The sequence below is a fragment of the Streptomyces rishiriensis genome, from assembly GCF_003112535.1.
Taxonomy (GTDB): Bacteria; Actinomycetota; Actinomycetes; order Streptomycetales; family Streptomycetaceae; genus Streptomyces; species Streptomyces rishiriensis.
This window is the reverse complement of the sequence record NZ_BEWA01000016.1, coordinates 189,845-209,408: the sequence shown is the minus strand read 5'-3', so window position 1 is coordinate 209,408 and position 19,564 is coordinate 189,845. Positions and strand designations below refer to the sequence as shown.

At 73.1% G+C, this 19,564-nt stretch carries 21 protein-coding genes and 1 pseudogene; 10 read left to right on the top strand and 12 right to left on the bottom strand.

Features of this window, described 5'->3' with window-relative positions:
• Positions 1–168: 168 nt before the first annotated feature.
• The 5 genes from Sri02f_RS27315 to Sri02f_RS43080 form a co-directional block, all read right to left on the bottom strand.
• Positions 169–939 carry a phosphatase PAP2 family protein gene (locus tag Sri02f_RS27315; protein WP_109003971.1) on the bottom strand — a complete coding sequence of 257 codons (771 nt, stop codon included), beginning with the start codon at positions 937–939 and terminating at the stop codon, positions 169–171.
• A 2-nt stretch (positions 940–941) separates the two neighbouring features.
• Positions 942–1,895: a YihY/virulence factor BrkB family protein gene (locus Sri02f_RS27310; RefSeq protein ID WP_109003970.1), complete on the bottom strand. Its 954-nt coding sequence runs from the start codon at positions 1,893–1,895 to the stop codon at positions 942–944.
• 1 nt (position 1,896) lies between these two features.
• Positions 1,897–3,651: a bifunctional phosphatase PAP2/diacylglycerol kinase family protein gene (locus Sri02f_RS27305; RefSeq protein WP_109003969.1), complete on the bottom strand. Its 1,755-nt coding sequence runs from the start codon at positions 3,649–3,651 to the stop codon at positions 1,897–1,899.
• A gap of 188 nt (positions 3,652–3,839) precedes the next feature.
• Positions 3,840–4,202: an STAS domain-containing protein gene (locus tag Sri02f_RS27300; RefSeq protein ID WP_245970826.1), complete on the bottom strand. Its 363-nt coding sequence runs from the start codon at positions 4,200–4,202 to the stop codon at positions 3,840–3,842.
• Between the two features lie 231 nt (positions 4,203–4,433).
• A complete protein-coding gene (locus Sri02f_RS43080; protein ID WP_245970825.1) occupies positions 4,434–4,982 on the bottom strand; it encodes a hypothetical protein in 549 nt (182 codons plus the stop codon).
• Between the two features lie 228 nt (positions 4,983–5,210).
• Here Sri02f_RS43080 and Sri02f_RS27285 point away from each other — a divergent pair, with 228 nt between their 5' ends.
• Entirely contained in the window at positions 5,211–5,453 is a 243-nt protein-coding gene (locus Sri02f_RS27285; RefSeq protein ID WP_109003967.1) for a DUF5302 domain-containing protein, read from the top strand.
• A 526-nt stretch (positions 5,454–5,979) separates the two neighbouring features.
• Here the strand turns inward: Sri02f_RS27285 and Sri02f_RS27280 are convergent.
• From Sri02f_RS27280 to Sri02f_RS27270, 3 genes are all read right to left on the bottom strand, one after another.
• Positions 5,980–6,429, bottom strand: coding sequence for a spore-associated protein (locus tag Sri02f_RS27280; RefSeq protein ID WP_109003966.1), 450 nt, complete (start codon positions 6,427–6,429; stop codon positions 5,980–5,982).
• 237 nt (positions 6,430–6,666) lie between these two features.
• Positions 6,667–7,635 carry a PASTA domain-containing protein gene (locus Sri02f_RS27275; protein WP_109003965.1) on the bottom strand — a complete coding sequence of 323 codons (969 nt, stop codon included), beginning with the start codon at positions 7,633–7,635 and terminating at the stop codon, positions 6,667–6,669.
• A gap of 367 nt (positions 7,636–8,002) precedes the next feature.
• Positions 8,003–8,437 carry a VOC family protein gene (locus Sri02f_RS27270; RefSeq protein ID WP_109003964.1) on the bottom strand — a complete coding sequence of 145 codons (435 nt, stop codon included), beginning with the start codon at positions 8,435–8,437 and terminating at the stop codon, positions 8,003–8,005.
• A 213-nt stretch (positions 8,438–8,650) separates the two neighbouring features.
• Here Sri02f_RS27270 and Sri02f_RS27265 point away from each other — a divergent pair.
• From Sri02f_RS27265 to Sri02f_RS27245, 5 genes and pseudogenes are all read left to right on the top strand, one after another.
• A pseudogene (locus tag Sri02f_RS27265) lies at positions 8,651–9,121 on the top strand (hypothetical protein); the annotation flags it as partial.
• Positions 9,122–9,276: 155 nt separating this feature from the next.
• A complete protein-coding gene (locus Sri02f_RS27260) occupies positions 9,277–10,413 on the top strand; it encodes a molybdopterin-dependent oxidoreductase (protein WP_109003963.1) in 1,137 nt (378 codons plus the stop codon).
• Positions 10,410–10,814 (top strand): hypothetical protein, encoded by a 405-nt coding sequence (locus tag Sri02f_RS27255; RefSeq protein WP_109003962.1) that lies wholly within the window; start codon positions 10,410–10,412, stop codon positions 10,812–10,814. Before Sri02f_RS27260 ends, Sri02f_RS27255 begins: the two co-directional genes overlap by 4 nt.
• Positions 10,815–11,112: 298 nt before the next feature.
• A complete protein-coding gene (locus tag Sri02f_RS27250; RefSeq protein WP_109003961.1) occupies positions 11,113–11,736 on the top strand; it encodes a hypothetical protein in 624 nt (207 codons plus the stop codon).
• A 53-nt stretch (positions 11,737–11,789) separates the two neighbouring features.
• On the top strand, positions 11,790–12,851 hold the full coding sequence (locus Sri02f_RS27245) for an NAD-dependent epimerase/dehydratase family protein (RefSeq protein ID WP_109003960.1): 1,062 nt from the start codon (positions 11,790–11,792) through the stop codon (positions 12,849–12,851).
• A gap of 182 nt (positions 12,852–13,033) precedes the next feature.
• Here the strand turns inward: Sri02f_RS27245 and Sri02f_RS27240 are convergent, their stop codons facing one another.
• Entirely contained in the window at positions 13,034–14,146 is a 1,113-nt protein-coding gene (locus tag Sri02f_RS27240) for a sensor histidine kinase (protein WP_109003959.1), read from the bottom strand.
• Complete coding sequence (locus Sri02f_RS27235; RefSeq protein WP_109003958.1) at positions 14,136–14,861, bottom strand: response regulator transcription factor; 726 nt, start codon at positions 14,859–14,861, stop codon at positions 14,136–14,138. Before Sri02f_RS27235 ends, Sri02f_RS27240 begins: the two co-directional genes overlap by 11 nt.
• A 112-nt stretch (positions 14,862–14,973) precedes the next feature.
• Between Sri02f_RS27235 and Sri02f_RS27230 the strand changes: the two genes are divergently transcribed.
• Genes Sri02f_RS27230 through Sri02f_RS27215 form a run of 4 tightly spaced genes read left to right on the top strand, consistent with a single transcriptional unit; the run spans position 14,974 to position 18,735 of the window.
• Complete coding sequence (locus Sri02f_RS27230; RefSeq protein WP_245970824.1) at positions 14,974–15,693, top strand: glycosyltransferase family 2 protein; 720 nt, start codon at positions 14,974–14,976, stop codon at positions 15,691–15,693.
• Positions 15,690–16,346 (top strand): TIGR04282 family arsenosugar biosynthesis glycosyltransferase, encoded by a 657-nt coding sequence (locus tag Sri02f_RS41835; RefSeq protein ID WP_109003956.1) that lies wholly within the window; start codon positions 15,690–15,692, stop codon positions 16,344–16,346. Before Sri02f_RS27230 ends, Sri02f_RS41835 begins: the two co-directional genes overlap by 4 nt.
• Positions 16,343–17,206, top strand: coding sequence for a class I SAM-dependent methyltransferase (locus Sri02f_RS41830; protein WP_245970823.1), 864 nt, complete (start codon positions 16,343–16,345; stop codon positions 17,204–17,206). Before Sri02f_RS41835 ends, Sri02f_RS41830 begins: the two co-directional genes overlap by 4 nt.
• The gene (locus Sri02f_RS27215) at positions 17,203–18,735 is read left to right on the top strand and encodes a glycosyltransferase 87 family protein (RefSeq protein ID WP_109003955.1); all 1,533 of its coding nucleotides are present in this window, start codon (positions 17,203–17,205) and stop codon (positions 18,733–18,735) included. Before Sri02f_RS41830 ends, Sri02f_RS27215 begins: the two co-directional genes overlap by 4 nt.
• Here Sri02f_RS27215 and Sri02f_RS27210 read toward each other — a convergent pair.
• Positions 18,696–19,079 (bottom strand): toxin Doc, encoded by a 384-nt coding sequence (locus Sri02f_RS27210; RefSeq protein WP_109003954.1) that lies wholly within the window; start codon positions 19,077–19,079, stop codon positions 18,696–18,698. The two genes, Sri02f_RS27215 and Sri02f_RS27210, sit on opposite strands and share 40 nt — an antisense overlap.
• A complete protein-coding gene (locus tag Sri02f_RS27205; RefSeq protein ID WP_167467626.1) occupies positions 19,079–19,318 on the bottom strand; it encodes a hypothetical protein in 240 nt (79 codons plus the stop codon). Before Sri02f_RS27205 ends, Sri02f_RS27210 begins: the two co-directional genes overlap by 1 nt.
• Between the last annotated feature and the right edge of the window lie 246 nt (positions 19,319–19,564).

Genomic DNA, 19,564 nt, shown 5'->3' with positions numbered 1-19,564 from the left:
CTCGCATGGCGGCTCAACTCGTGTGGCGGCTCGACTCGTGTGGCTCCGCTCGTGCGACGCGTCCGTCACGCGCGTCATCGCCCCGACGGCCGTCAACCCGCCTGGGCCGCCGCCACCTCGGCCGACCCTCGTCGTGCTCGCGCCCTCCGCTGCCCCGGGGCGCATCGGTCAGGGTTCGGGATGGGCGTCGACGAGTTCGGGCTCCAGCCCCTCGCTCACCTCGGCGTGGCCCCGGCCGGCCTCGGCGCGCCAGGCCTCGAAGGCCCAGGCGGTGAGCGTCACCACGGCCAGGCCGAGCAGCCAGCCGCCCACCACGTCGCTGAACCAGTGCACGCCGAGCGCGACCCGGGTGAATCCGACCCCGAGCACCGACACCACCGCGACGCACCAGCACAGCGGCCGCCAGGCCCGTGGCACCAAGGGCAGCAGAACCAGCAGCAGCACGGCGAACGACGTGGTGGCCGTCATCGCGTGACCCGACGGGAAGGAGAATCCCGGGGCGTGCGCCACCGGATCCTCCAGGGACGGCCTGGCCCGCTCGACCACCGTCTTGACCAGGAGTCCGATCAGTCCGCCGGCCACGGCCGTCACGGCGGACCAGGCGGCCAGCCGCCAGGCCCTGCGGTACAGCAGCCAGCCGGTGAGCACGGCGACGGCCGTGCGCAGGACGGCCGGGTCCCAGACCCAGTCGGACAGGAAGCGCAGGACACTCGTCCACGCCGGGTGGGTCACGGCCGTGTGGTGCAGTCGCTCGGCGGCGTCCACGTCCAGGCGGCGCAGCGGCCGCCACCGGCCCTCGACGAGGACGAGCAGCAGCGCGAACGGCACGGCGGCGACGGCGGCGACGGCGGCGGCTCCCGCCAGCCGGGCGCCGAATCTGCGGTCGGCCGTCCGGCGACGATGGGCTCGGAGGTGCCGGACCGCGGCTCGCACAACCATGTTCAGACTCCAGGATCGGGCTCGATCGGTTCGGACCGCTGGGCTCGCGCGGCTTCCAGCTGCGCGGCGAACGCCAGTCCGAGGAAAAGGGCGATGGAGGTCAGATAGGCCCAGAGCAGCAGCGACATGAAGGCGCTGAGCGGGCCGTAGACCGTGTCGAAGGAACCGCTGATGCCGAGGTAGAGGCTCAGCAGCCAGGTCAGCGCCGTCCACAGCACCAGGTACACGGCGGCGCCGAAGGCCAGCCAGGTGTAACCGGGCTGTTTGCGACGGGGCGAGCGACGGAAGATGACGCTGGCCGAGATGAGCGCGAGCAGCAGTCCGAAGGGCCAGCGCAGTATCTCCCAGGCTGTCCTGGCGCCTCCGTCGAGCCGGTAGACGCTCACCGCCGCGGACGCCAGGTCGCCGCCGGCCACCATGACGATGAACCCGAGTCCGAGCGGCAGTCCGGCGATGACGGACATCATCAGACCGCGCAGGTACTTCTGCCGGAAGGGGCGGTCGCGCTCGTTGCCGTAGATCCGGTTGGCGCCGCGCTCCACCTGGCACATCGCGGTGGTGGTGTTGACCAGGGAGAAGAGCAGACCGAACCAGAGAGCGACCTGCGCGCCGTCGCCCGCCGTGCGGCGGCTGCGGTCGAGCGCGTCGTCGACCACGTCGGCGCTGGGCCCCTCGGCCATCCGGTGGATCGTCAGTTCGGCGATCCGGCCTATGTTCTCGGTGTGCAGCGTGGTGGACAGCCCGACGAACGCGATGGCCAGCGGGATCACGGACAGGACCGTCTGCAGGGCGAGCGCACGGGAATGGGTGAAGCCGTCGGCGTACCGGAACCGGACGAAGGAGTCGCGCAGGAGGGCCCAGCTGCCGTAGCGGCGCAGCGACATCAGGGCCTCGTCGGCGGACAGTTCGTCGCCGGTCATGTCACGCGTCTCGGGGACCTTGGTCGCGGTGCCCACGTCACGCACCTCCGGTCGGCAGCAGCACCGTCAGCGCACCCGGCCTGACCTCGGCGGTCAGCAGGCGGCCGGGCGTCACCGGATCGCCGTCGAGCTCTCGGGACTGCGCGTCGCCGAAGGCCAGTTCGGCCCGTCGGAACGAGAAGAACTCCACCGGCACGCCGCTCCCGTCGCCGTCCTGCGCCGTGACGGTGTCCACGGCCGACGGCCGGTGCGTCGCCTTCGCGCCACCGCGCAGCAGGGTCGTCAGCGCACGCATCCAGCCGCCGACGCCGCGCGGGTCGAGGATCAGCAGATCGAGCCGGCCGTCGTCGGGGCGGGCGTTCGGCAGCAGCGTCGTCCCGCCCTGCACGGTGCCCACGTTGCCGATGAGCACCATGCGGGCGGTGCGGTGCAGGGCGGGCGCGTCGTCGAGCCGGACCGTCAGACGCATCCGCGGTGTGCGCAGCGCGCCGACGCCGGCCAGCACATAGGCGGGCCAGCCCAGGACGGACTTGGCGCGGTCGTCGGTGTGCTCCATGATCGCGGCGTCGAGGCCGGCCCCGGACATCGCGGCGAAGTGGGTGGCGGTGAGGCCGTCGCCCTCGATGCGGCCGAGGTCGATGGGGCGCGGTGCGCCTCGCAGGGCGGCGTCGAGCGCGGCGGTGGGGGACAGCGGCAGACCGAGGTTGCGGGCCAGCAGATTGCCCGTGCCGCAGGGCACCAGAGCCAGCGGCACGCCGCTTCCCGCCAGCGCGTCCGCGGACGCCCGCAGGGTGCCGTCGCCGCCGCAGACCACGACCAGCTGTGCGCCGTCACGGATCGCGGCGGCCGTCTGACCCGTGCCCGGGTCCTCCGCCGTGGTCTCGATGAACACCGGCGCGCGGTGACCGTGGCGTTCCAGTACCTTCCGCAGCGCCTCGCAGTCGGCTTCGCCGGTCACCGTCGGGTTGAAGATCACCGCGGTGCGGCCCCGGCCCGGTGCGACCGCCGCCCCCGCGCTCGCGGCGGACGGCGCGGGGCTCGTCTCGACCGGAGCGGTCACGGTGCCGTCGGTGAACAGGGCACGACCGACGATCAGCAGGGACAGGCTGCCGTTGGCCAGGCCGCCCATGACGTCCGTGGGGTGGTGCATGCCCCGGTAGAGGCGGGCGACGGCCACCACGACCGGCACGAGGAGCAGCAGACCTCCCACGATCCGCCGCCACGGGCCGCGGAGCCGGGTCAGCGCGAGCACCGCCAGTCCGCCGTAGAGCGCGGTGGCCGCCCCGGTGTGCCCGGACGTGTAGCTGGAGGTGGGCGGTGAGGGGTCGAGGCGGTCGACCTCGGGGCGATGACGGTCCACCGACTCGGTGATGACCAGGAACACCAGAGACTGGAGCGCCACGGCGACGGCGAGGAAGGCGGCCTGACGCCACATCGGCAGACGGGGGATCAGGATCAGGCCCGCACACACCAGGACGGTGACGGCGATCACGGTCAGGGTGTCGCCTGCCTCCGACCCGAGGTACGACATCGTGGTGAGCGTGCCGGTCCGGGCGTGTTCGAAGCCCTTGTTGACGTCGTCCTCGACCGACAGCGGCCACACCCCGCGGGCGGGGCCGGTGATCAGCAGCCCCAGGCCCACCATCAGCGCGCCCTGGCAGACCGTCAACGCGGAGATCCGCGCGGCGGTTCGGCCCAGTCCTCGGGGCAGCGCGAACGAGCGGCCGGCCCGGGCGGATCCTGCTTTTTCGCCCGGCAGTTCGGCCGGTCTTTCCGGTGCGGCGGTCGGCATCGTGTCTCCCACGGGTCGGCGCGGTACGGGCGTTGTCGGCCACAGGTGTTGAGGCCGATCCACCGTCTGCCCCTGAAGTCCGCGCGCAGACCTGCCGCTGGTGAACGGCTGGTCAGCGAGCCGCGCCCGGGTGTACGGCAGGGCGCGGACGGCCATGGGGGAGACGGCCCGGGAGCCCGACGCCGATGTCAGCCGCGCGGGCGGCGGGGCGCCTGTGGCCGGTGATGCCCGGCCGTGTCGGCCGTGCCGGCCGTGAGCAGCCTGTGGGTCCCCGTCAGGGCGAGCAGATGCTGCGGCTGATGACGCAGGCCGGTGACGGTGAGGCGACCGCCGTGGGCCTGGAGGCGTCGGCGGAGCAGCAGAAGGAGGTTCAGGCCGCTGGAGTCCATGAACGACACGCCGGACAGATCCATCTCCAGCGTGGTGCAGTGCGCCGGTACGAGGGAGGCGGCCTGCGCGAGTTCGGGGTATGTCTGAAGGTCCATGTCTCCGGCGACGGTGATCACGGTGCGGGTGGGATGGTGCTGCGTCGTCACGGCGAGGACGTTCACGGTCCGCCCCTCTGTCGGGGTCGAGCCCATCGCGCCCTGTGATGGCGAGGGCGTCGAGCACGCGTGGTGGGCGCGCGCAGCCGAGCAGGACAACCCGTACCGTGCCCCGGTCACGCTGTGACCTTCGAGGGCGGCGCGGGGCCTCCTACCAGACCAGGCTGGTTGTCCTTGCAGCGTCGCACAGACCGCCCCGCTCCGACAGCCCGTCCTGGTGGCCGACCGTCGAGCCGGTCACCGAGTGCCTCGACCGGAGGTGGCGGAGGCGGAGGAAGGGGCGGAGACGGAGGACGCGGAGGTGGCGGAGGACGCGGAGGTGGCGGAGGCGGCCGAAGCGGTTCGCAGGTGCGAGCAGCTCCCTTCCACGGCTGCCCTGGGGATGCGCATACGGCGCAGCAGGCCGCGGGTGAGGCGGGTTTCGAGCGTCGTGCGCCAGGTGACGCCGGGGTGCCGGGAACGAAGGTGCGACAGCGCCCTGGTCCCGAGCCCGCAGTCGCGGAACGGCTCGTCGAGGACGACGTCGGTGATCACGCCCTCGGCGCACTCGTCGCACGCTCGATAGGTCACCCGTCCCACCACTTTGCGGATATGCACCAGCAGCAGGCACTCCTCGCCCGCGCCCGCCGGAGCGGACGAGGGGAGCAGCTCGACGCCGCGGTAGGCCAGAAGCCTGCGATGCCACCGGCCCCCTCGTCGTCCGGTGCGCCGGTGCCTTCCCTCGGGCCGCAGCTGTGAGGCGCCTTCGCGTACAGGCCGACCGTGTGCGGTGCTCGTGGCGTACATCTGGTTTCCCTGCATCCCCCGCGGTTTCCCCCGAATCGCGTACCTCATGTGCGCGACGGTCCGCCCGGACCGGCGCCCGCCACCGCCGACTGATCGAGGCCGGGTCGATGCGCCCCGTGTCGGCTCGGCGGCCGAGTACCGGCTCAGGGAAGACGAGGAAGCCGGCGCTTCCGGCAGCGTCCGTCATGACAAGCTGTGCTTTCCACTGCCCACTGCCAGGAGGTCTCCATGGCTGCAGAGTCTGCATCCCCCGAAGGCTCGGAGCCGGTCGACGGCGAGAGCGGTTCCCCTACGCCCGACGACGACGGCCAGCACGACTTGAAGCGCAAGTTCCGCGAGGCTCTGGCGCGCAAGCGTGGCCTGCAGGGGGACGCCGGCGACGTCGCTGCGAACGCCGGCACCTCGAAGATCCACGGTGCGCACGGCCCGGCGTCGAGCCAGCGGTCGTTCCGTCGCAAGAGTGGCGGCTGAGTCCCGTATGCCCCGGTAACGGCCACCGGACGGGGCTCGGCAGCCCGGGACGGTGACCTGCGAGGGAGGGGAGCGAACCGCGCAGGGCCTCGACGCGGAGGCGGGGTTGCGGTGTCGGGGTCGCCGTGAGGCCGTGCTCCGGCCCTGCCCACTGCTCCAGCCGAACGTCGCCGACCCCGTCCGGGCTGTCTTCCCTCTCCCGGGCGGCCCGGCGGTCGGCTCCGCCGCGGAAGCGGCCGTGTACCCGGCGCTGCGGACGGCCGTCCGGTCTCACTGAGCGCCACTGGAAGGCCGCTTCCGGCTCGGTGTGAACGAGGCCCTTGGTGATCCGGGCCAGGACTTCTACCTCGTGCGTGTCCGTCACGGCGGGATGCTCCCGTTGTGCATGGTGTTGCCCTGGCGGAGCCGGGTGGGCTCCGCCAGGGCAAGGTGGACCGTTACCGCGTGCTGCGTGTCCTGTGCCGCCGCGCCTTCGGGCCGGCCCGGGCGTCGTCCGGGCCGGCGGTCGGCGAGTGGCCGGGGAGGGTCAGCGGGTGTAGGTCTTCCGCAGCTCCTTGAGGGAGGCGCAGTTGGAGCCGGTCACCTGGACGGTGGTGTTGGCGATGCCGCCGCCCCAGTCCACGCAGTGGCCCTTGCCGATGACGTAGGTGGGACCCGCGAACGAGGTGTAGTGCCCGTAGTCGTCGTCGCCCTTGTCGGTGTCCGGCACGTAGATCCAGGCGGACATGTCCACGGCGGTGCCGGGGTTGTTGCGGATGGTGGCGACGCAGTTGTTGCCGTTGGCGGCGTTGTAGGTCAGGTAGACGGTGCCCAGCGAGCCGACGGCGGCGGAGTTCACGGTCTTGTAGCCGCTGCCGCAGACCTTCTGCGGGGTGGTGTTGGGTGTGGCCGACGCGGGTGCGGCCAGGGCGGTCGTGGCCCCGACAGCGAGAGCGGCCAGTGCGGCGGCGCCCAACATGGTGTGAGTGAAGCGCATATTTCCCCCTTGTGTACTTAGGAGTTGGTTACTCCTGCCTTATGTGACCGGCGAGCCGTTCGGATGGTTGTGCCGGAATTGCTGCTGTTTTCGGTCACAAGTGGCGGTGCATTTGGCCGAGTTGGGGCGCAACCGAAGGGGCGGTGCGCGGTGCGCACCAGGTGGACGGCCGCAATGGGCTCCTGGGAATGAGGGGTGCCCCTCACCCGGTGGCGGGCCGTCGCGACCGGATGGGCGTCAGCACCAGCGGGTGTGGTGGCAGGGGTTCCATCCGTGACCGCCGGAGTCGTTCGAGTCGTTCGAGCCTCGGGGGAGGCCGTTGGGGAAGGCGCTCGTGCGGTTGCGGTCGCCGGGGTAGGGATCGCGGTAGTCGGGATCGCCGTCGTCGTCGCGGTCGGAAAGCCTCGCCGAGGAGCCGACTCCGCGCCGGGACTCGGGGCAGCCGTTGGCGGGAGAGGAGAGGTAGAGCGTCACGTCCGCGCCGGTGCGGACCGGTGCGCCCTGCGCCGGGTCATGGGCGCACACGCGCCAGGCGTCGTACTTCCCCTCCTCGGGCAGCGTGTCGTTGACGTACGCCTCCCGGGCCCGGACGCGGTCGGCAGGCATCCCGAGAGCGACGACCTCCTTGCGTGCCTGCAGCCAGGTCTTCCACACCAACTCGGGCATGGTGGGCAGCGGAAGGGGGCCGCCGTCCCGCGTCGGACACGGGTCGCCCCGGCGCACCGCCCCGAGGTCGACCGTGCGCTCCGCGGCGGCGCCCGTCTCGTTCTGGAAGCAGACCGTCCACAGGCTCCGCGAGCTGAACTCGATGTCCTCGCCCGCGTCGGACGCATCGTGGAACACGACGGTGGCACCGGTCCTGACGATCCTGATGTACGCGACTTCCAGACTCGTGCCCCGGAAATCCGCCAGCGGCCCGCTCGACACCACGGGAGCGGCGGGCACGGCGGGAACCGCCGCGGCGGGAACGTTCTGCACGGCTTCCGTGCGGTCCTGCGCCCCGTCCTTCGCGGGAGCGGGAACGACCGCGCCCAACAGCGCCGAGGCGGCGATCGTCGCCACCACCTTGCCCTCCTTGGGCCAGGGGCTCTTCCGCCAGAGGGCGACTGTCGCACCGGCGAGCACGACCGCGCCCAGCCCGGGTGTGATCAGCCCGCAGAGCGGTACGGCGGCGATGAGCCCGAGGCGGGCCGAGTTCGTCCGCAACCACCTCGTCCGTGCCGCGCCCTGCGACGGGCGGGGCGGCTTCGGCAGCTCCGGGGAGGGGAGTGGGCCAGACAAGGGGGACGTCCTTCGCGCTCGCGCAAGTGTGCGCACGCATCGTACTGACCTGGCACGATGACACCCAGGCCAGCCCCGGGACACCCCGGGAGGAAGCGGCTCGCCCTGCTCGGCGGCCACCGCAACGCGCGGCCCGCCGAACCCGCCGACGCACTGTCGCAGGGGCGCGCTCAGAACACGTTGACAGCAGACGACCCCCGCTCGGCGCGAGTCAGGGCACGGAGCAGGACTGCCTGGCCGTGGCGCTGGGCGGCGAGCCCGGTCAGCAGCGGAATCCCGGCATCACGGATGCTCAGTCGACGCAGAATTCGTTGCCCTCGATGTCCTGCATCGCGATACAGGACTCGTTGTCCTCGTCGGCGAGGAGGACCTGTACGCATGTCGCGCCGAGCGCGACCAGTCGTGCGCATTCGGCCTGGAGCACGGCCAGCCGCTCTTCCCCCACGAGTCCGGTGCCGACCCGCACGTCGAGATGCACCCGGTTCTTGGCGGTCTTGCCTTCGGGGACGCGCTGGAAGAACAGTCGCGGGCCCACGCCTGAGGGATCGCTGCATGCGAACCATGCCCCGCGTTCCCCGGGCGGCAGCGAGCGGTCGAAGGCGTCCCAAGTGTCGAACCCCTCCGGTGGCGGCGGCACGACGTACCCCAGCACCTCGCACCAGAAGCGAGCGACGCGCTCGGGTTCTGCGCAGTCGAAGGTGACCTGGAACTGCCTGATCGATGTCATCGGATCACCGTAACAGGGGTGCTGTCCTGCTCAACTCCCTTATTCGATGGGTGTGGTGACGACAGAACAGCTCTATGGCGGGGGAGCGGGAACCGTCGGCAGGACGGCCTTTCGAAGAAGGAGTCCCGTCAGGACTGTTCGGACTGTTCGAACTGTTCGGAAGATCGGTTCCGGTCGGAGCACTGGGCTCCGGGCGAAGGGCTGGTGGAGCGAGTGGACATCACGGTGCAGTGGGTCAAGACGTCCTGGACGAAGCGGTCCCGGGGCGGGGAGGCCGCTGTCCGAAGGAACGCGGCGCCGAACGGCTTTCGGTTGCCCGAGACGAGTTCCGGGTCCGCCCACTTCGTCGAGATGTCCGAGCGCGACGGCTTTGAGCCGCGTCCGGGCCACAAGGATCTGCGTGAGACAGGCGTCAGCCTGCGGGACGAACATGACCGGCTCAGGGTGTTCGCCCGGGTGGAGCCGCTCTTCGGGTTGCCGCCCCGGCCGCGCAGGCCGCCGGCGGTCCGGCTTCTCCCCGTGCAGTGGGTCCGCTGGCAGTTGAACTACCGGTTCACCAGCGCCCTGGGGATCCGCGGCTGGTCGTATTGGCTCGACACGTTCAACGTGGCCTACGGACCGGTCGACCGGGATGTCTTCCTGTCGGAGCCGACCGTGATCGTCGATGAATGCGGTCCGGTCCGTTGGAGCAGTTGCGACAGAGCTGGACGTCCACGCCGACCTGACCGGGATGCACCGCGTGCTGCGCCCCGGCCGCACGTGTCGTGCCGACGGGACGTCCCTGTTCCGTAAGGGTTTCATGGTTCCGCACCGGCCATGCGCGCAGGTGGGATGGGGACATGAAACTGCACGTGTCTCCGCCGGCGTTCCGGGGCCGGTTGCACGATCCCCGCACGGCGACCTCCATCGGCCGTTGGCTGGGGGTGGCGTTCGCGGTGTGCTTCGTTACCGGGCTGATCAGCCACTTCATGCAGCATCCGCCCGGCTGGCTGGCCGACGACATCCCGAGCCGCCCGGTCTGGGGGTACCGGCTCACGCAGGGCCTGCACGTCGCGTCCGGCATCGCGGCCATCCCGCTGCTGCTGGCCAAGCTGTGGACGGTGTATCCGCGGCTGTTCGCCTGGCCGCCGCTGAGGTCGGTCAAGCACGCCCTGGAGCGGCTGTCGGTGGGGGTGCTGGTCGCCGGCGCCGTCTTCGAGCTGGCGACCGGGCTGCTGAACACGGCGCAGTGGTATCCGTGGCCCTTCTCGTTCGTGCCGGTGCACTACGCGGTGGCCTGGATCGTGTTCGGGGCGCTGGCGCTGCACGTGGCGGTCAAGGCGCCGGAGATCGGTGCGCACTGGAGCCGCCGATCACCCGGCACGCTCGCCCTGCCCGTCGAGGACGGCCCCGACCGGCGCTCGCTGCTGGCCGCGGTGGGCGCCGCGGTCGGAGCCGTCACGCTCACCACCGTGGGCCAGTCGTTCACCCCGCTGAAGGACTTCCTGCTGTTCGCACCCCGGGATCCGGACAAGGGGCCGCAGTCGCTGCCGGTGAACCGGACGGCCGCGGCGGCCGGTGTCGGCCGGATCGCCGACGAGGCGTACCGGCTGGTGGTCGCCGGTCCGCGGTCCTACACCCTCACCCTGGACGAGTTGCGCGCTCTGCCGCAGCACGAGGTGGAGCTGCCGATCGCCTGTGTGGAGGGATGGAGCAAGTCGGCGCGCTGGGGCGGCGTTCGCGTCGTGGACCTGCTGGAGCGTGCGGGCGCGCCGGCCCACGCGCGGGTGCGGGTCGTCTCCTTGCAGCTGAGGGGCGGCTACCGGGTGTCGGAGATGGGCCATGAGCACGCCCGTGACCCGCTGACCCTGCTCGCCCTGCGTCTCAACGGCGAGGAACTCGACCCCGACCACGGATATCCGGCGCGGCTCATCGCCCCCGACCGGCCGGGTGTGCTGCAGACCAAATGGGTGGGCCGACTGGAGGTGACGACGTGAAGGCGCTGCGGGTGCTGGTGGGTACGGCCGGTGTGGCGCTCATGGCCGTCGGGGCGTCGCTGCTGACGGACGTGCGCGATCCGACGGATGTGCTCGTCTGGCTGGGAGGGGCGGCCCTCCTGCACGACCTGGTGCTCGCGCCCGTGGTGCTGCTGGTCGGGCTGGTGCTGGTGCGGGGCGGCAGCCGGGGGCCGGTGCGCGGGGCCCTCCTCGTCGCGGGCGCGCTGACGGCGGTGGCACTGCCCGTGCTGCTGCGACCGGGGAGGACGGCCAACCCGTCGGTGCTGCCGCTGGACTATCCGCGCAACTGGCTGATCTCACTGGTGGCCGTGGCCACGGTGACGGCGCTGTGGGCGGCCGCGCGGGGGTTCGCGCGCAGACGTCGTCGGCCTGGTCGGTGACGAGCCGGTCCAGCCGTCGGAAGCGCCGCCATGCGTCGTCGGACGCGTCGCCAGGCGTGTCGTGGGAAGCGTCGCCATGCGTGTCATGGGAAGCGAAGCCATGCGTGTCGTGGGACGGACGCGTCGCCTGCGTGTCGTGGGACGCGCCGTCATGTGGGCCGCCGACGCGCCGCCATGTGCGCCGCCAACCACCGCCGGGCGCACCGCCGGATCCGCCCTGGGGCACGACGTCTTACGGGTGTCTTACGCGTACCGGGCGACCCGGTCGGTGCGCTGCCGGGCCCCCTAGCGTGGGCGGATGCGATCTCTGCGTACCGCGCGCGTCACGGCCCTGGTCACTGCCCCTCCGCTGCTGTTGGCCGCCGCGGGCCTGGTGCATCCCCGGCATCTGACCCCGGCGACGGCGGGTGACTGGGCCGGACTGCACATCGCCCTGCTGCCCGTCTTCCCCCTTCTCGTCCTCGGCCTGGTCGTCCCTTTGTGGGGAAGGCCGCGCCGGGATGCGGACGGGGCCCTGACGGTGCTCGCCTGGGCCGGTTGCGCCTGCTTCGCCGCGTACTACTCCGGTCTGGACGCGGTGGCGGGCATCTCCGCCGGGACGGTGGTCGACCACGGCGTCCACGGGGCGGCCGGGCGGCTCTTCGCCACCGGCGACCAGTTGGGCCGGACCGGCGTGTACGGGCTGGCCGTCGCCTCGCTCGCCGGCTGCGCGGTGCTGTGGCGGCGGCACGGTGCGCGGATCCTGCCGGGCGCGGTCGTCCTGTTCGCCGCCTGCTGGTCGTTCGCCGACAGCCACATCTTCTGGCCGAGGGGCGTGTTCACCATGCTGGGCTTCGCCGTGGCCTTCGCCCTGCTGACGGTCGCGGCGGCGGCCCGGCCTGCCGGCCGGGTGCGGGAGCCGGAAAGGCTTACGAACCCCTGACGTCCGCGAGCCGAACGGCCCACGAGCGGGCGGCGGCCCCTACCGTCGGTGGCATGTTGATCCTGGTCACTGGAGGGGCGGGCTTCATCGGCTCGCACATCGTCACCGCTTTCCTGGGCGCCGGGCACGAGGTCCGCGTCCTCGACGCACTGCTGCCCGCCGCCCACCGCACAGCGCCCGAGATTCCCGACGGGACGGACTGGCGACACGCCGACGTCCGCGACAAGGACGCGGTGGCCGACGCCCTGCGGGGGGTGGACGCCGTCTGCCACCAGGCCGCGATGGTCGGACTCGGCAAGGACTTCGCCGACGCCCCGGACTACGTGGGCTGCAACGACCTCGGCACCGCCGTGCTCCTGGCCGGAATGGCCGAAGCGGGCCTGCGGCGCCTGGTGCTGGCGAGTTCGATGGTGGTGTACGGCGAGGGACGGTACGAGTGCTCCCGGCACGGCGTCGTACGGCCCGGTCCGCGTCGGGAGGCCGATCTGGAGGCGGGCGGCTTCGAGCCGCCGTGTCCGCACTGCGGGGAGCCGCTGGCGGCCGGCCTGGTGGGGGAGGACGCCCCGGCCGATCCGCGCAACGTGTACGCGGCCACCAAGCTGGCCCAGGAGCATCTGGCCGCCGCCTGGGCGCGGGCGACCGCAGGGCGGGTCGCCGCCCTGCGCTACCACAACGTGTACGGCCCGGGAATGCCCAGGGACACGCCCTACGCGGGCGTCGCCTCCTTGTTCCGCTCCGCGCTCTCGCGCGGCGAGGCTCCGCGCGTCTTCGAGGACGGCGGCCAACGCCGGGACTTCGTGCACGTCCGCGATGTCGCGGGCGCCAATCTCGCGGCCCTGGACGGCCTGGACACTCCGGGCGGCTCCTCGGACGGTGGCCTGCGGGCGTACAACGTCGGAAGCGGAGAGCCGCACACGGTGGGGGAGATGGCCGGTGCGCTGGCCGAGGCCTACGGCGGGCCGACGCCGGTCGTCACGGGGGAGTACCGGCTCGGCGACGTCCGCCACATCACGGCGTCCTCCCAGCGGCTGCGCGACGAGTCGGGCTGGAAGCCGCAGGTCCCCTTCGCGGAAGGCATGACGGAGTTCGCCTCGGCGCCGCTGCGGGCCGGGTGACGTCGCCCGCCCGCTCCACGACGGCCATGGCGGGCCGGCCCGGGTCTCCCACCGGGCCGGCCCGCCGTCGTCGTCCTCGCACCACCGGCGGCAGGCGCACCTCGCACCACCGGCGCCAGGCGCACCCGGACCACCGACAGCAGGCGCACCTCAGACCACCCGCCACCGCGGGCAGATGCACCTCAGACCACCGCGGGCAGATGCACCTCGAACCGGCAGCCGCCCGGCACGTTGCACACCGCCGCGCGTCCCTGGTGGGCCTCCACGATGCCGCGCACGATGGCCAGGCCGAGCCCCGCGCCGGCCGGCGGGGTGCGGGCGTCGGTGCCGCGCCAGCCGGTGTCGAAGACGCGGGGCAGGTCCTCGGGGGCGATCCCGCCGCAGCCGTCGGTCACCGACAGCACGACGCGGTCGGCCTCGCGGTGCGCCGAGACGGCGACCGTGCCGTCCGCGGGCGTGCGGCGGATCGCGTTGACGAGCAGGTTGGCCAGGACACGGGACATCTCGCGGCCGTCGACCTCCACCGGCACGGCGTCGACCCCGTGGCCCACGAGCCGCACCCCGTGTTCTCTGGCCAGCGCGTCGACTCCGGCGATGGCGTCGCCGACGAGGTCGTAGACGGACATCCGGGTCGGCGAGAGGGCGAGTACGCCGGCCTGGATACGGGACAGTTCGAACAGGTCGCCGACCATGCCGCTCATACGGCCGACCTCCGCACGGATGCGGGTGAGGTAGACGCGGGGATCGTCGACCATGCCGTCCTCAAGGGCCTCGGTCATCGCCTGCAGACCGGCCAGCGGGGTGCGCAGGTCGTGCGAGATCCAGGCGACCAGTTCACGCCGAGAGGCCTCGAGGGTCCGCTCCCGTTCCCGGGAGGCGGCCAGCTTGGTGCTGGTGGCGGCCAGCTGGCGGCTCAGTTGAGCGAGTTCGGCGGTGGGCGCGGCGGCCGGCGGAATGAAGCTGCCGTCCTCCCCGAGGGCGCGCGTGGCCTCCGCCAGCTCCCGGCTCCCTCTGACGACACTGCGGCCCAGGAGCAGCGCCACGACGAGCGAGACGGCCGCGGCCATCGAGCAGACCATCGTCACCACCCACAGGTCGTGCTCGGAGAGGAACATCGCGCGCGACACCAGCATGGTCCCGGCGAGCATCGCCGCCACGGTGACGGCGGCGACCACGGCCAGGGACACCGAGACGGACCGGTTGCGCAGCGCCCGCAGGGCCACCGCGCCCACGAGTCCGGCGCCCGCCGCGCCGATCGCCGCGTAGAGCGCTATGAGGAGCGTGTCACCGACCATCGCCGACCCCGCCTTCCGGGCTCCCGGGCGGATCGAAGCGGTAGCCGACGCCCCACACCGTGCTGATCAGACGCGGACGGGCCGGGTCGTCCTCGACCTTCTCGCGCAGCCGCCGCACGTGCACGGTGACCGTCGACAGATCGCCGAACTCCCAGCCCCAGACCCGCTGCATCAACTGCTCCCGGGTCGTCGCCCGGCCGGGGTGCCGGATGAAGAACTCCAGCAGGTCGAACTCGCGGATGGTGAGGGCGAGTTCGGTGCCGTCGCGGGTGACGCGCCGGGCGGTGGGGTCCAGGGCGAGCGGTCCGGAGCGCAGCCACGGCTCCGCCGTCGCGGCCCGCGCGGCGGTCGGCGCGCTCGACCTGCGCAGCACGGACTCCACCCGCAGGACCAGCTCCCGGGGGCTGAAGGGCTTGGTGACGTAGTCGTCCGCGCCGACCTCCAGGCCGAGGATGCGGTCCTCCTCGTCGCCCCGCGCGGTCAGCATGATCACCGGTAGCGGCGCGGTGGCGCGGATGCGGCGGCAGACCTCCAGTCCGTCCATGCCGGGCAGCATCAGGTCCAGCACGACCAGGTCGGGCTTGCGGAGGGCGGCCTGGGCGACAGCGGTGGGACCGTCGGCGGCCACGTCCACGGCGAAGCCCGCCCGGTCGAGATATCCGGCGACGACCTCGGAGACGGTGGGGTCGTCATCGACGACGAGTACGCGTTTCACATGCCGAGTCTCACACCAGGAACTCGCCCGCGACGGATGCGACGGGCGACGTCAGCGTTCCGTAAGAACACGAAATACCTTATGCCTGTTTTGCGTCCGTACAGTGAGTGAGGTGATCAACACATTCCCCCCTTCCGTGGACGTCGTGCTGCCCTGCCTCGACGAGGCCGAGGCCCTGCCCTGGGTGCTGGAGCGGATCCCGCCCGGCTGGCGCGCGATCGTCGTCGACAACGGCTCCACCGACGGTTCTCCCGACATCGCCCGCGCCCTGGGCGCCCATGTGGTCCACGAGCCCCGGCGCGGCTTCGGCGCCGCCTGCCACGCTGGCCTCACCGCGGCGACGGCCGACGTGGTCTGCTTCTGCGACTGCGACGCCTCTCTCGACCCCGGACTGCTGCCGGCCGTCGCCGGCCCCGTCCTCGACGGCGCCGCGGATCTGGTCCTGGGCCGGCGCCGGCCCACCACCGGCGGCGCCTGGCCCCTGCACGCCCGGCTCGCCAACCTCGAACTGGCGCGTCTGGTGCGCCGCCGCACCGGGCTGCGTCTGCACGACCTGGGGCCCATGCGCGCCGCCCGACGGGAGGCGCTGCTCGCCCTGCGCCTGACCGACCGGCGCTCCGGCTATCCCCTGCAGATGGTGGTCCGCGCCGCCGACGCCGACTGGCGGGTGACGGAGACCGACGTGCCCTACCTTCCCCGCGCGGGCCGTTCCAAGGTCACCGGCACCTGGCGCGGCACCTGGCAGGCCGTGCGCGACATGCGCGCCGTCCTCGCCGAGCCGCCGGCCGACGCGTCGGCCCTCGGCGCGAGCGTCCTGGGAGGCGTCCGATGAACCCCCGCCCCACGACCGCCGGCTCGCCCACCTTGCTGGTCATCGCCAAGGAGCCGGTGCCCGGACGGGTCAAGACCCGCCTCACCCCGCCGTACACGCCGCAGGAGGCCGCCGTTCTGGCCGAGGCCGCTCTGACCGACACGCTGCACGCCGTGCTCCGGGCGCCCGCCCGGCGCCGGGTGCTCGTCCTCGACGGGACCCCCGGCCGCTGGCTGCCGCCCGGTTACGAGGTCGCGCCCCAGGGATCCGGCGGCCTCGACGAGCGCATCGCCGCCGCCTTCGAGCTCTGCGACGACGGCCCGGCCCTGCTGGTCGGCATGGACACCCCGCAGCTCACCCCGGACCTGCTGGCCCAGGTCGGCCGCGACGGGCACGACGCCTGGTTCGGCCCCGCCGCCGACGGCGGCTTCTGGGCCCTGGGCTTCGCCGAACCGGCCCGCGCCGGGGCCCTCGTCAGGGGCGTGACGATGTCCACCGACCGCACCGGAGCCGTCCAGCGCCGCAGGCTCGTCGACGCGGGCCTGAGCATCGGGCGACTGCCGACGCTGCGCGACGTGGACACCGCGGCCGACGCCGCGTCGGTGGCCGCCTGCTGCCCGCCCCGCTCCCGCTTCGCCGCCGCCATGGCCTCGCTCGCGCAGGCCGTCCGTTGAGCGGCCTCGCGCAGGACGCGCGCACCGCCGTCACCGCCCGGACCGAGGCCGGCGAGCGGACACCGCCCCCAGAAGACCACCTCCAGGTGACGCTTTCGTCCCCGCTCCCGGCGGGCGGGCGGCGCGCCGACCGGTATGCGCCCGCCGAGCCGGGGGAGCCCTGGACGGACGACCCCTACGGGCGTGCCGTGCGGCTGGGCCGCGGCCCCCTGTACCTGCGCCGCATGACGACGCCTCCCGCAGGGGCGTCCGAGCTGCTGCCCCTGGACGTGGAGCGCTACTGCGCCCCGCCCGACGCCGCCGACACCGACGTGCTGCACCGCTGCACCGGGCCCGTCCTCGACGTCGGGTGCGGTCCCGGACGGCTGGTCGCCGCACTGTCCGCCCGTGGCACGACCGTGCTCGGCGTGGACGTCAGCCCCGCCGCCGTCGCCCTCACCCGGCGACAGGGCGGGACCGCCCTGCGCCGGTCCGTCTTCGACCGGCTGCCCCGGGAGGGCCGCTGGGGCACGGTGCTGCTGATGGACGGCAACATCGGCATCGGCGGCGACCCGGCGGCGCTGCTGGCCCGCCTGCACCGACTGCTCCGCCCCGGCGGGCGCCTGCTGGCCGAAGCGGCCCCGCACGACGTGGACGAACGCCTCACCGTCCGCGTCGAGGACGCCGACGGCCGCCACGGACGCCCCTTTCCGTGGGCCCGGGTCGGCGCCACCGCCCTGCTGCACGCCGCCGACGCGACCGGCTGGATCCTCACCGGCCGGTGGACGAGCGGCGATCGCGTCTTCCTCGAACTCCACCGCCCGACCGCGCGGACCGACGCCGTCCATCCCATGCGCCGCGGAGGAACGAGCCACCCATGACAACCACCGGCCCGCGCCTGCGGGATCCCGCTCACCCCGCCCCGCCGGCGTCCCCGGGTCCCGCCGCACCGGCCACCCCACGGGCCGCCCGGACCCGTGTCGCGGTGACCGCGGCCCTTCTCCTCGCCGTCGCCGGCGTCATCGCCGGCACCCTGCACGAGGGCGACCACGAGAGCACCCCCGGCCGCCTGCTCGGCGGATACGCCCTCGCCTGGACGCTGTTCGCCGCAGCCGTGTGGACCGTGCGCAAGGTCCCGGCCCGCGCCGCGACCGTCCTCGTCCTCGCCGGCTCGGCCGCGATAGCCCTGGCCGGACTCACCGCACAGCCCCGCACCAGCAACGACATGTACCGCTACGCCTGGGACGGCCGGGTCCAGGCCGCCGGAATCTCTCCCTACGCCCACCCGCCGGCCGCACCGGAACTCGCCCCCCTGCGCGACGACTGGCTGTTCCCCACCCGGACCGCCTGCGAGGGATGGGGACTGACCCACACGGCCAAGGGCCTCTGCGTGCGCATCAACCGGCCCGCCGTCCCCACGATCTACCCGCCCGTGGCCGAGGGCTGGTTCTTCGCGGTGCACACCCTCTCCCCTCCCGGCAGCCGCCACAAGCCGCTCCAGGCCGGCGGAGCGGTCCTGGCCTTCGGCACGACCCTCGCCCTGCTGGCCGTCCTGCGCCGCCGCGGCGACCCGCGGCGGGCCCCGGCCCGGGCCGCGCTGTGGGCATGGTGCCCCGCCGTCGCCCTGGAAGCCGTCAACAACGCCCATATCGACACCCTGGGCGTCCTGTTCGTCGTGCTCGCCCTCGGCACCGCCACCGCCGGGACCCGCCGGGGCGCGCTGCTCGGCGCCGCGATCGCCGTCAAGCTCCTGCCGGTCCTCGTTCTCCCCGGCGCACTGTCCGGGCAGCGCGGTCCGCTGCGCGTTCTCCTGGTCGCCGCGGCGGCCGTCGCCGCGGTGGGGCTCGCCTACCTGCCCTACGTCGTGAGTTCCGGCGCGGGCGTCCTGGGCTACCTTCCCGGCTACCTCCACGAGGAGGGCTACGAACCCGGCCACGTACGCCGCTTCGCCCTGCTGAGGCTCCTGTTGCCCGACACCGCCGCGGGCGTGGCCGCGGCGCTGCTGCTGGGCCTGACCGTGCTGTACGTGTGGTGGCGGGGAGACCCGGCCCGCCCCTGGCGCGGCGCCCTTCTGGTCGTCGGCACCGCCCTGCTCCTCTTCTCGCCGAGCTACCCCTGGTACTCCCTGCTGGTGGTCGCCCTCGTGGCCATGGACGGACGCTGGGAATGGCTGACCGTCACCCTCGCCGGCACCGCCCTGTACATCGGCGGCCGCCTGCTGCCCGGCTTCCCCCTCCAGGCATGGGCCTACGGCAGCGCGGCCGTCGTGATCGCCGTCGGATCCGTCCTGCGCTCCGAGGGGGCGCGCCGCGGTCTGCGGCGCCGCTTCGGGGGCCCTGACGCGTCCGGGCCCCGGGCGGACCGGCGGCGTCAGACTCTCCAGGAGCGCAGGACGTCCGCGACGGCGTAGATCGTCAGGCGGGCCTCGCGGATCTTCCTGACCAGGTCCGAGAAGCCGCCGTAGGGCGGATCGATCCCTTCCCCCGACTGGTCCATGTACTGGCCCGCGACGAACGCGGCGAAGAGGCTGTTGCGGTGCGGCAACGGCTCCAGGCGCACGACGGTGTGCAGAAGGGCGGCCGCGCGCCATGCGACGTCGGGATCGGAGGCCGCGAGCGTCGGCATACGCGTCCTGTGCCGTGCGACGGCCGCCACCAGCGCCGAGTAGTCGGTGACGGACACGTCGTCGTTGCCGAGGGCGGCCTCCTGGACGTCCAGGAGCCAGGGGACGTCGATGTAGAGGATCTCGCTCATCAGGCGGCAGCAGCTCCCCGGCCGCGCTGCGACGGCGGGACCTCGTCGGGGAACGCCTCGTCGAACTCTGCCCGGAGCCTCTCGGCCCACGAGGCGGCGCCGGCGACGAACTGCTTGCGGCGCATCTCGCGGACACCGAGGTCGTGCATGTACTGCTTCAGGCTCTTGCCCTCGGCCGCGGCAGCGGTACGCACGCCTTCCATTTCCTCTTCGGTGAAGGTCACATTCAGTGATGGCATACCAGCAGGGTACCTATCAGGTACCTGATCGTGCCAGCCTCCGGCGCGGCAAGCCGCGGCTTGCCGCGGACGGCCCGAGCGGTGGCCGAGGAAAACCGGTGTCCGGACACCGGTGCACACCTGCGACGCCTGGCGGACGACGCTCACGCGGCTGCCGAAGCCCGACGCCGATGAGTTTCGCCGCCGTCCCCGGTCTCTCCTCGCACCTGCCCGACCCCGGCCCAAGGAGGAAGCAGGCAGATCCGC

Bases quoted from the DNA above. Each gene is read 5' to 3' on its own strand.
- Sri02f_RS27280 (WP_109003966.1), bottom strand. From the start codon at position 6,429: ATGCGCTTCACTCACACCATGTTGGGCGCCGCCGCACTGGCCGCTCTC.
- Sri02f_RS27210 (WP_109003954.1), bottom strand. From the start codon at position 19,079: ATGAGCGAGATCCTCTACATCGACGTCCCCTGGCTCCTGGACGTCCAG.
- Sri02f_RS27315 (WP_109003971.1), bottom strand. From the start codon at position 939: ATGGTTGTGCGAGCCGCGGTCCGGCACCTCCGAGCCCATCGTCGCCGG.
- Sri02f_RS43080 (WP_245970825.1), bottom strand. From the start codon at position 4,982: ATGTACGCCACGAGCACCGCACACGGTCGGCCTGTACGCGAAGGCGCC.
- Sri02f_RS27205 (WP_167467626.1), bottom strand. From the start codon at position 19,318: ATGCCATCACTGAATGTGACCTTCACCGAAGAGGAAATGGAAGGCGTG.
- Sri02f_RS41835 (WP_109003956.1), top strand. From the start codon at position 15,690: ATGAACCCCCGCCCCACGACCGCCGGCTCGCCCACCTTGCTGGTCATC.
- Sri02f_RS27285 (WP_109003967.1), top strand. From the start codon at position 5,211: ATGGCTGCAGAGTCTGCATCCCCCGAAGGCTCGGAGCCGGTCGACGGC.
- Sri02f_RS27270 (WP_109003964.1), bottom strand. From the start codon at position 8,437: ATGACATCGATCAGGCAGTTCCAGGTCACCTTCGACTGCGCAGAACCC.
- Sri02f_RS27260 (WP_109003963.1), top strand. From the start codon at position 9,277: ATGAAACTGCACGTGTCTCCGCCGGCGTTCCGGGGCCGGTTGCACGAT.
- Sri02f_RS27305 (WP_109003969.1), bottom strand. From the start codon at position 3,651: ATGCCGACCGCCGCACCGGAAAGACCGGCCGAACTGCCGGGCGAAAAA.
- Sri02f_RS27240 (WP_109003959.1), bottom strand. From the start codon at position 14,146: ATGGTCGGTGACACGCTCCTCATAGCGCTCTACGCGGCGATCGGCGCG.
- Sri02f_RS27245 (WP_109003960.1), top strand. From the start codon at position 11,790: ATGTTGATCCTGGTCACTGGAGGGGCGGGCTTCATCGGCTCGCACATC.
- Sri02f_RS27215 (WP_109003955.1), top strand. From the start codon at position 17,203: ATGACAACCACCGGCCCGCGCCTGCGGGATCCCGCTCACCCCGCCCCG.
- Sri02f_RS27250 (WP_109003961.1), top strand. From the start codon at position 11,113: ATGCGATCTCTGCGTACCGCGCGCGTCACGGCCCTGGTCACTGCCCCT.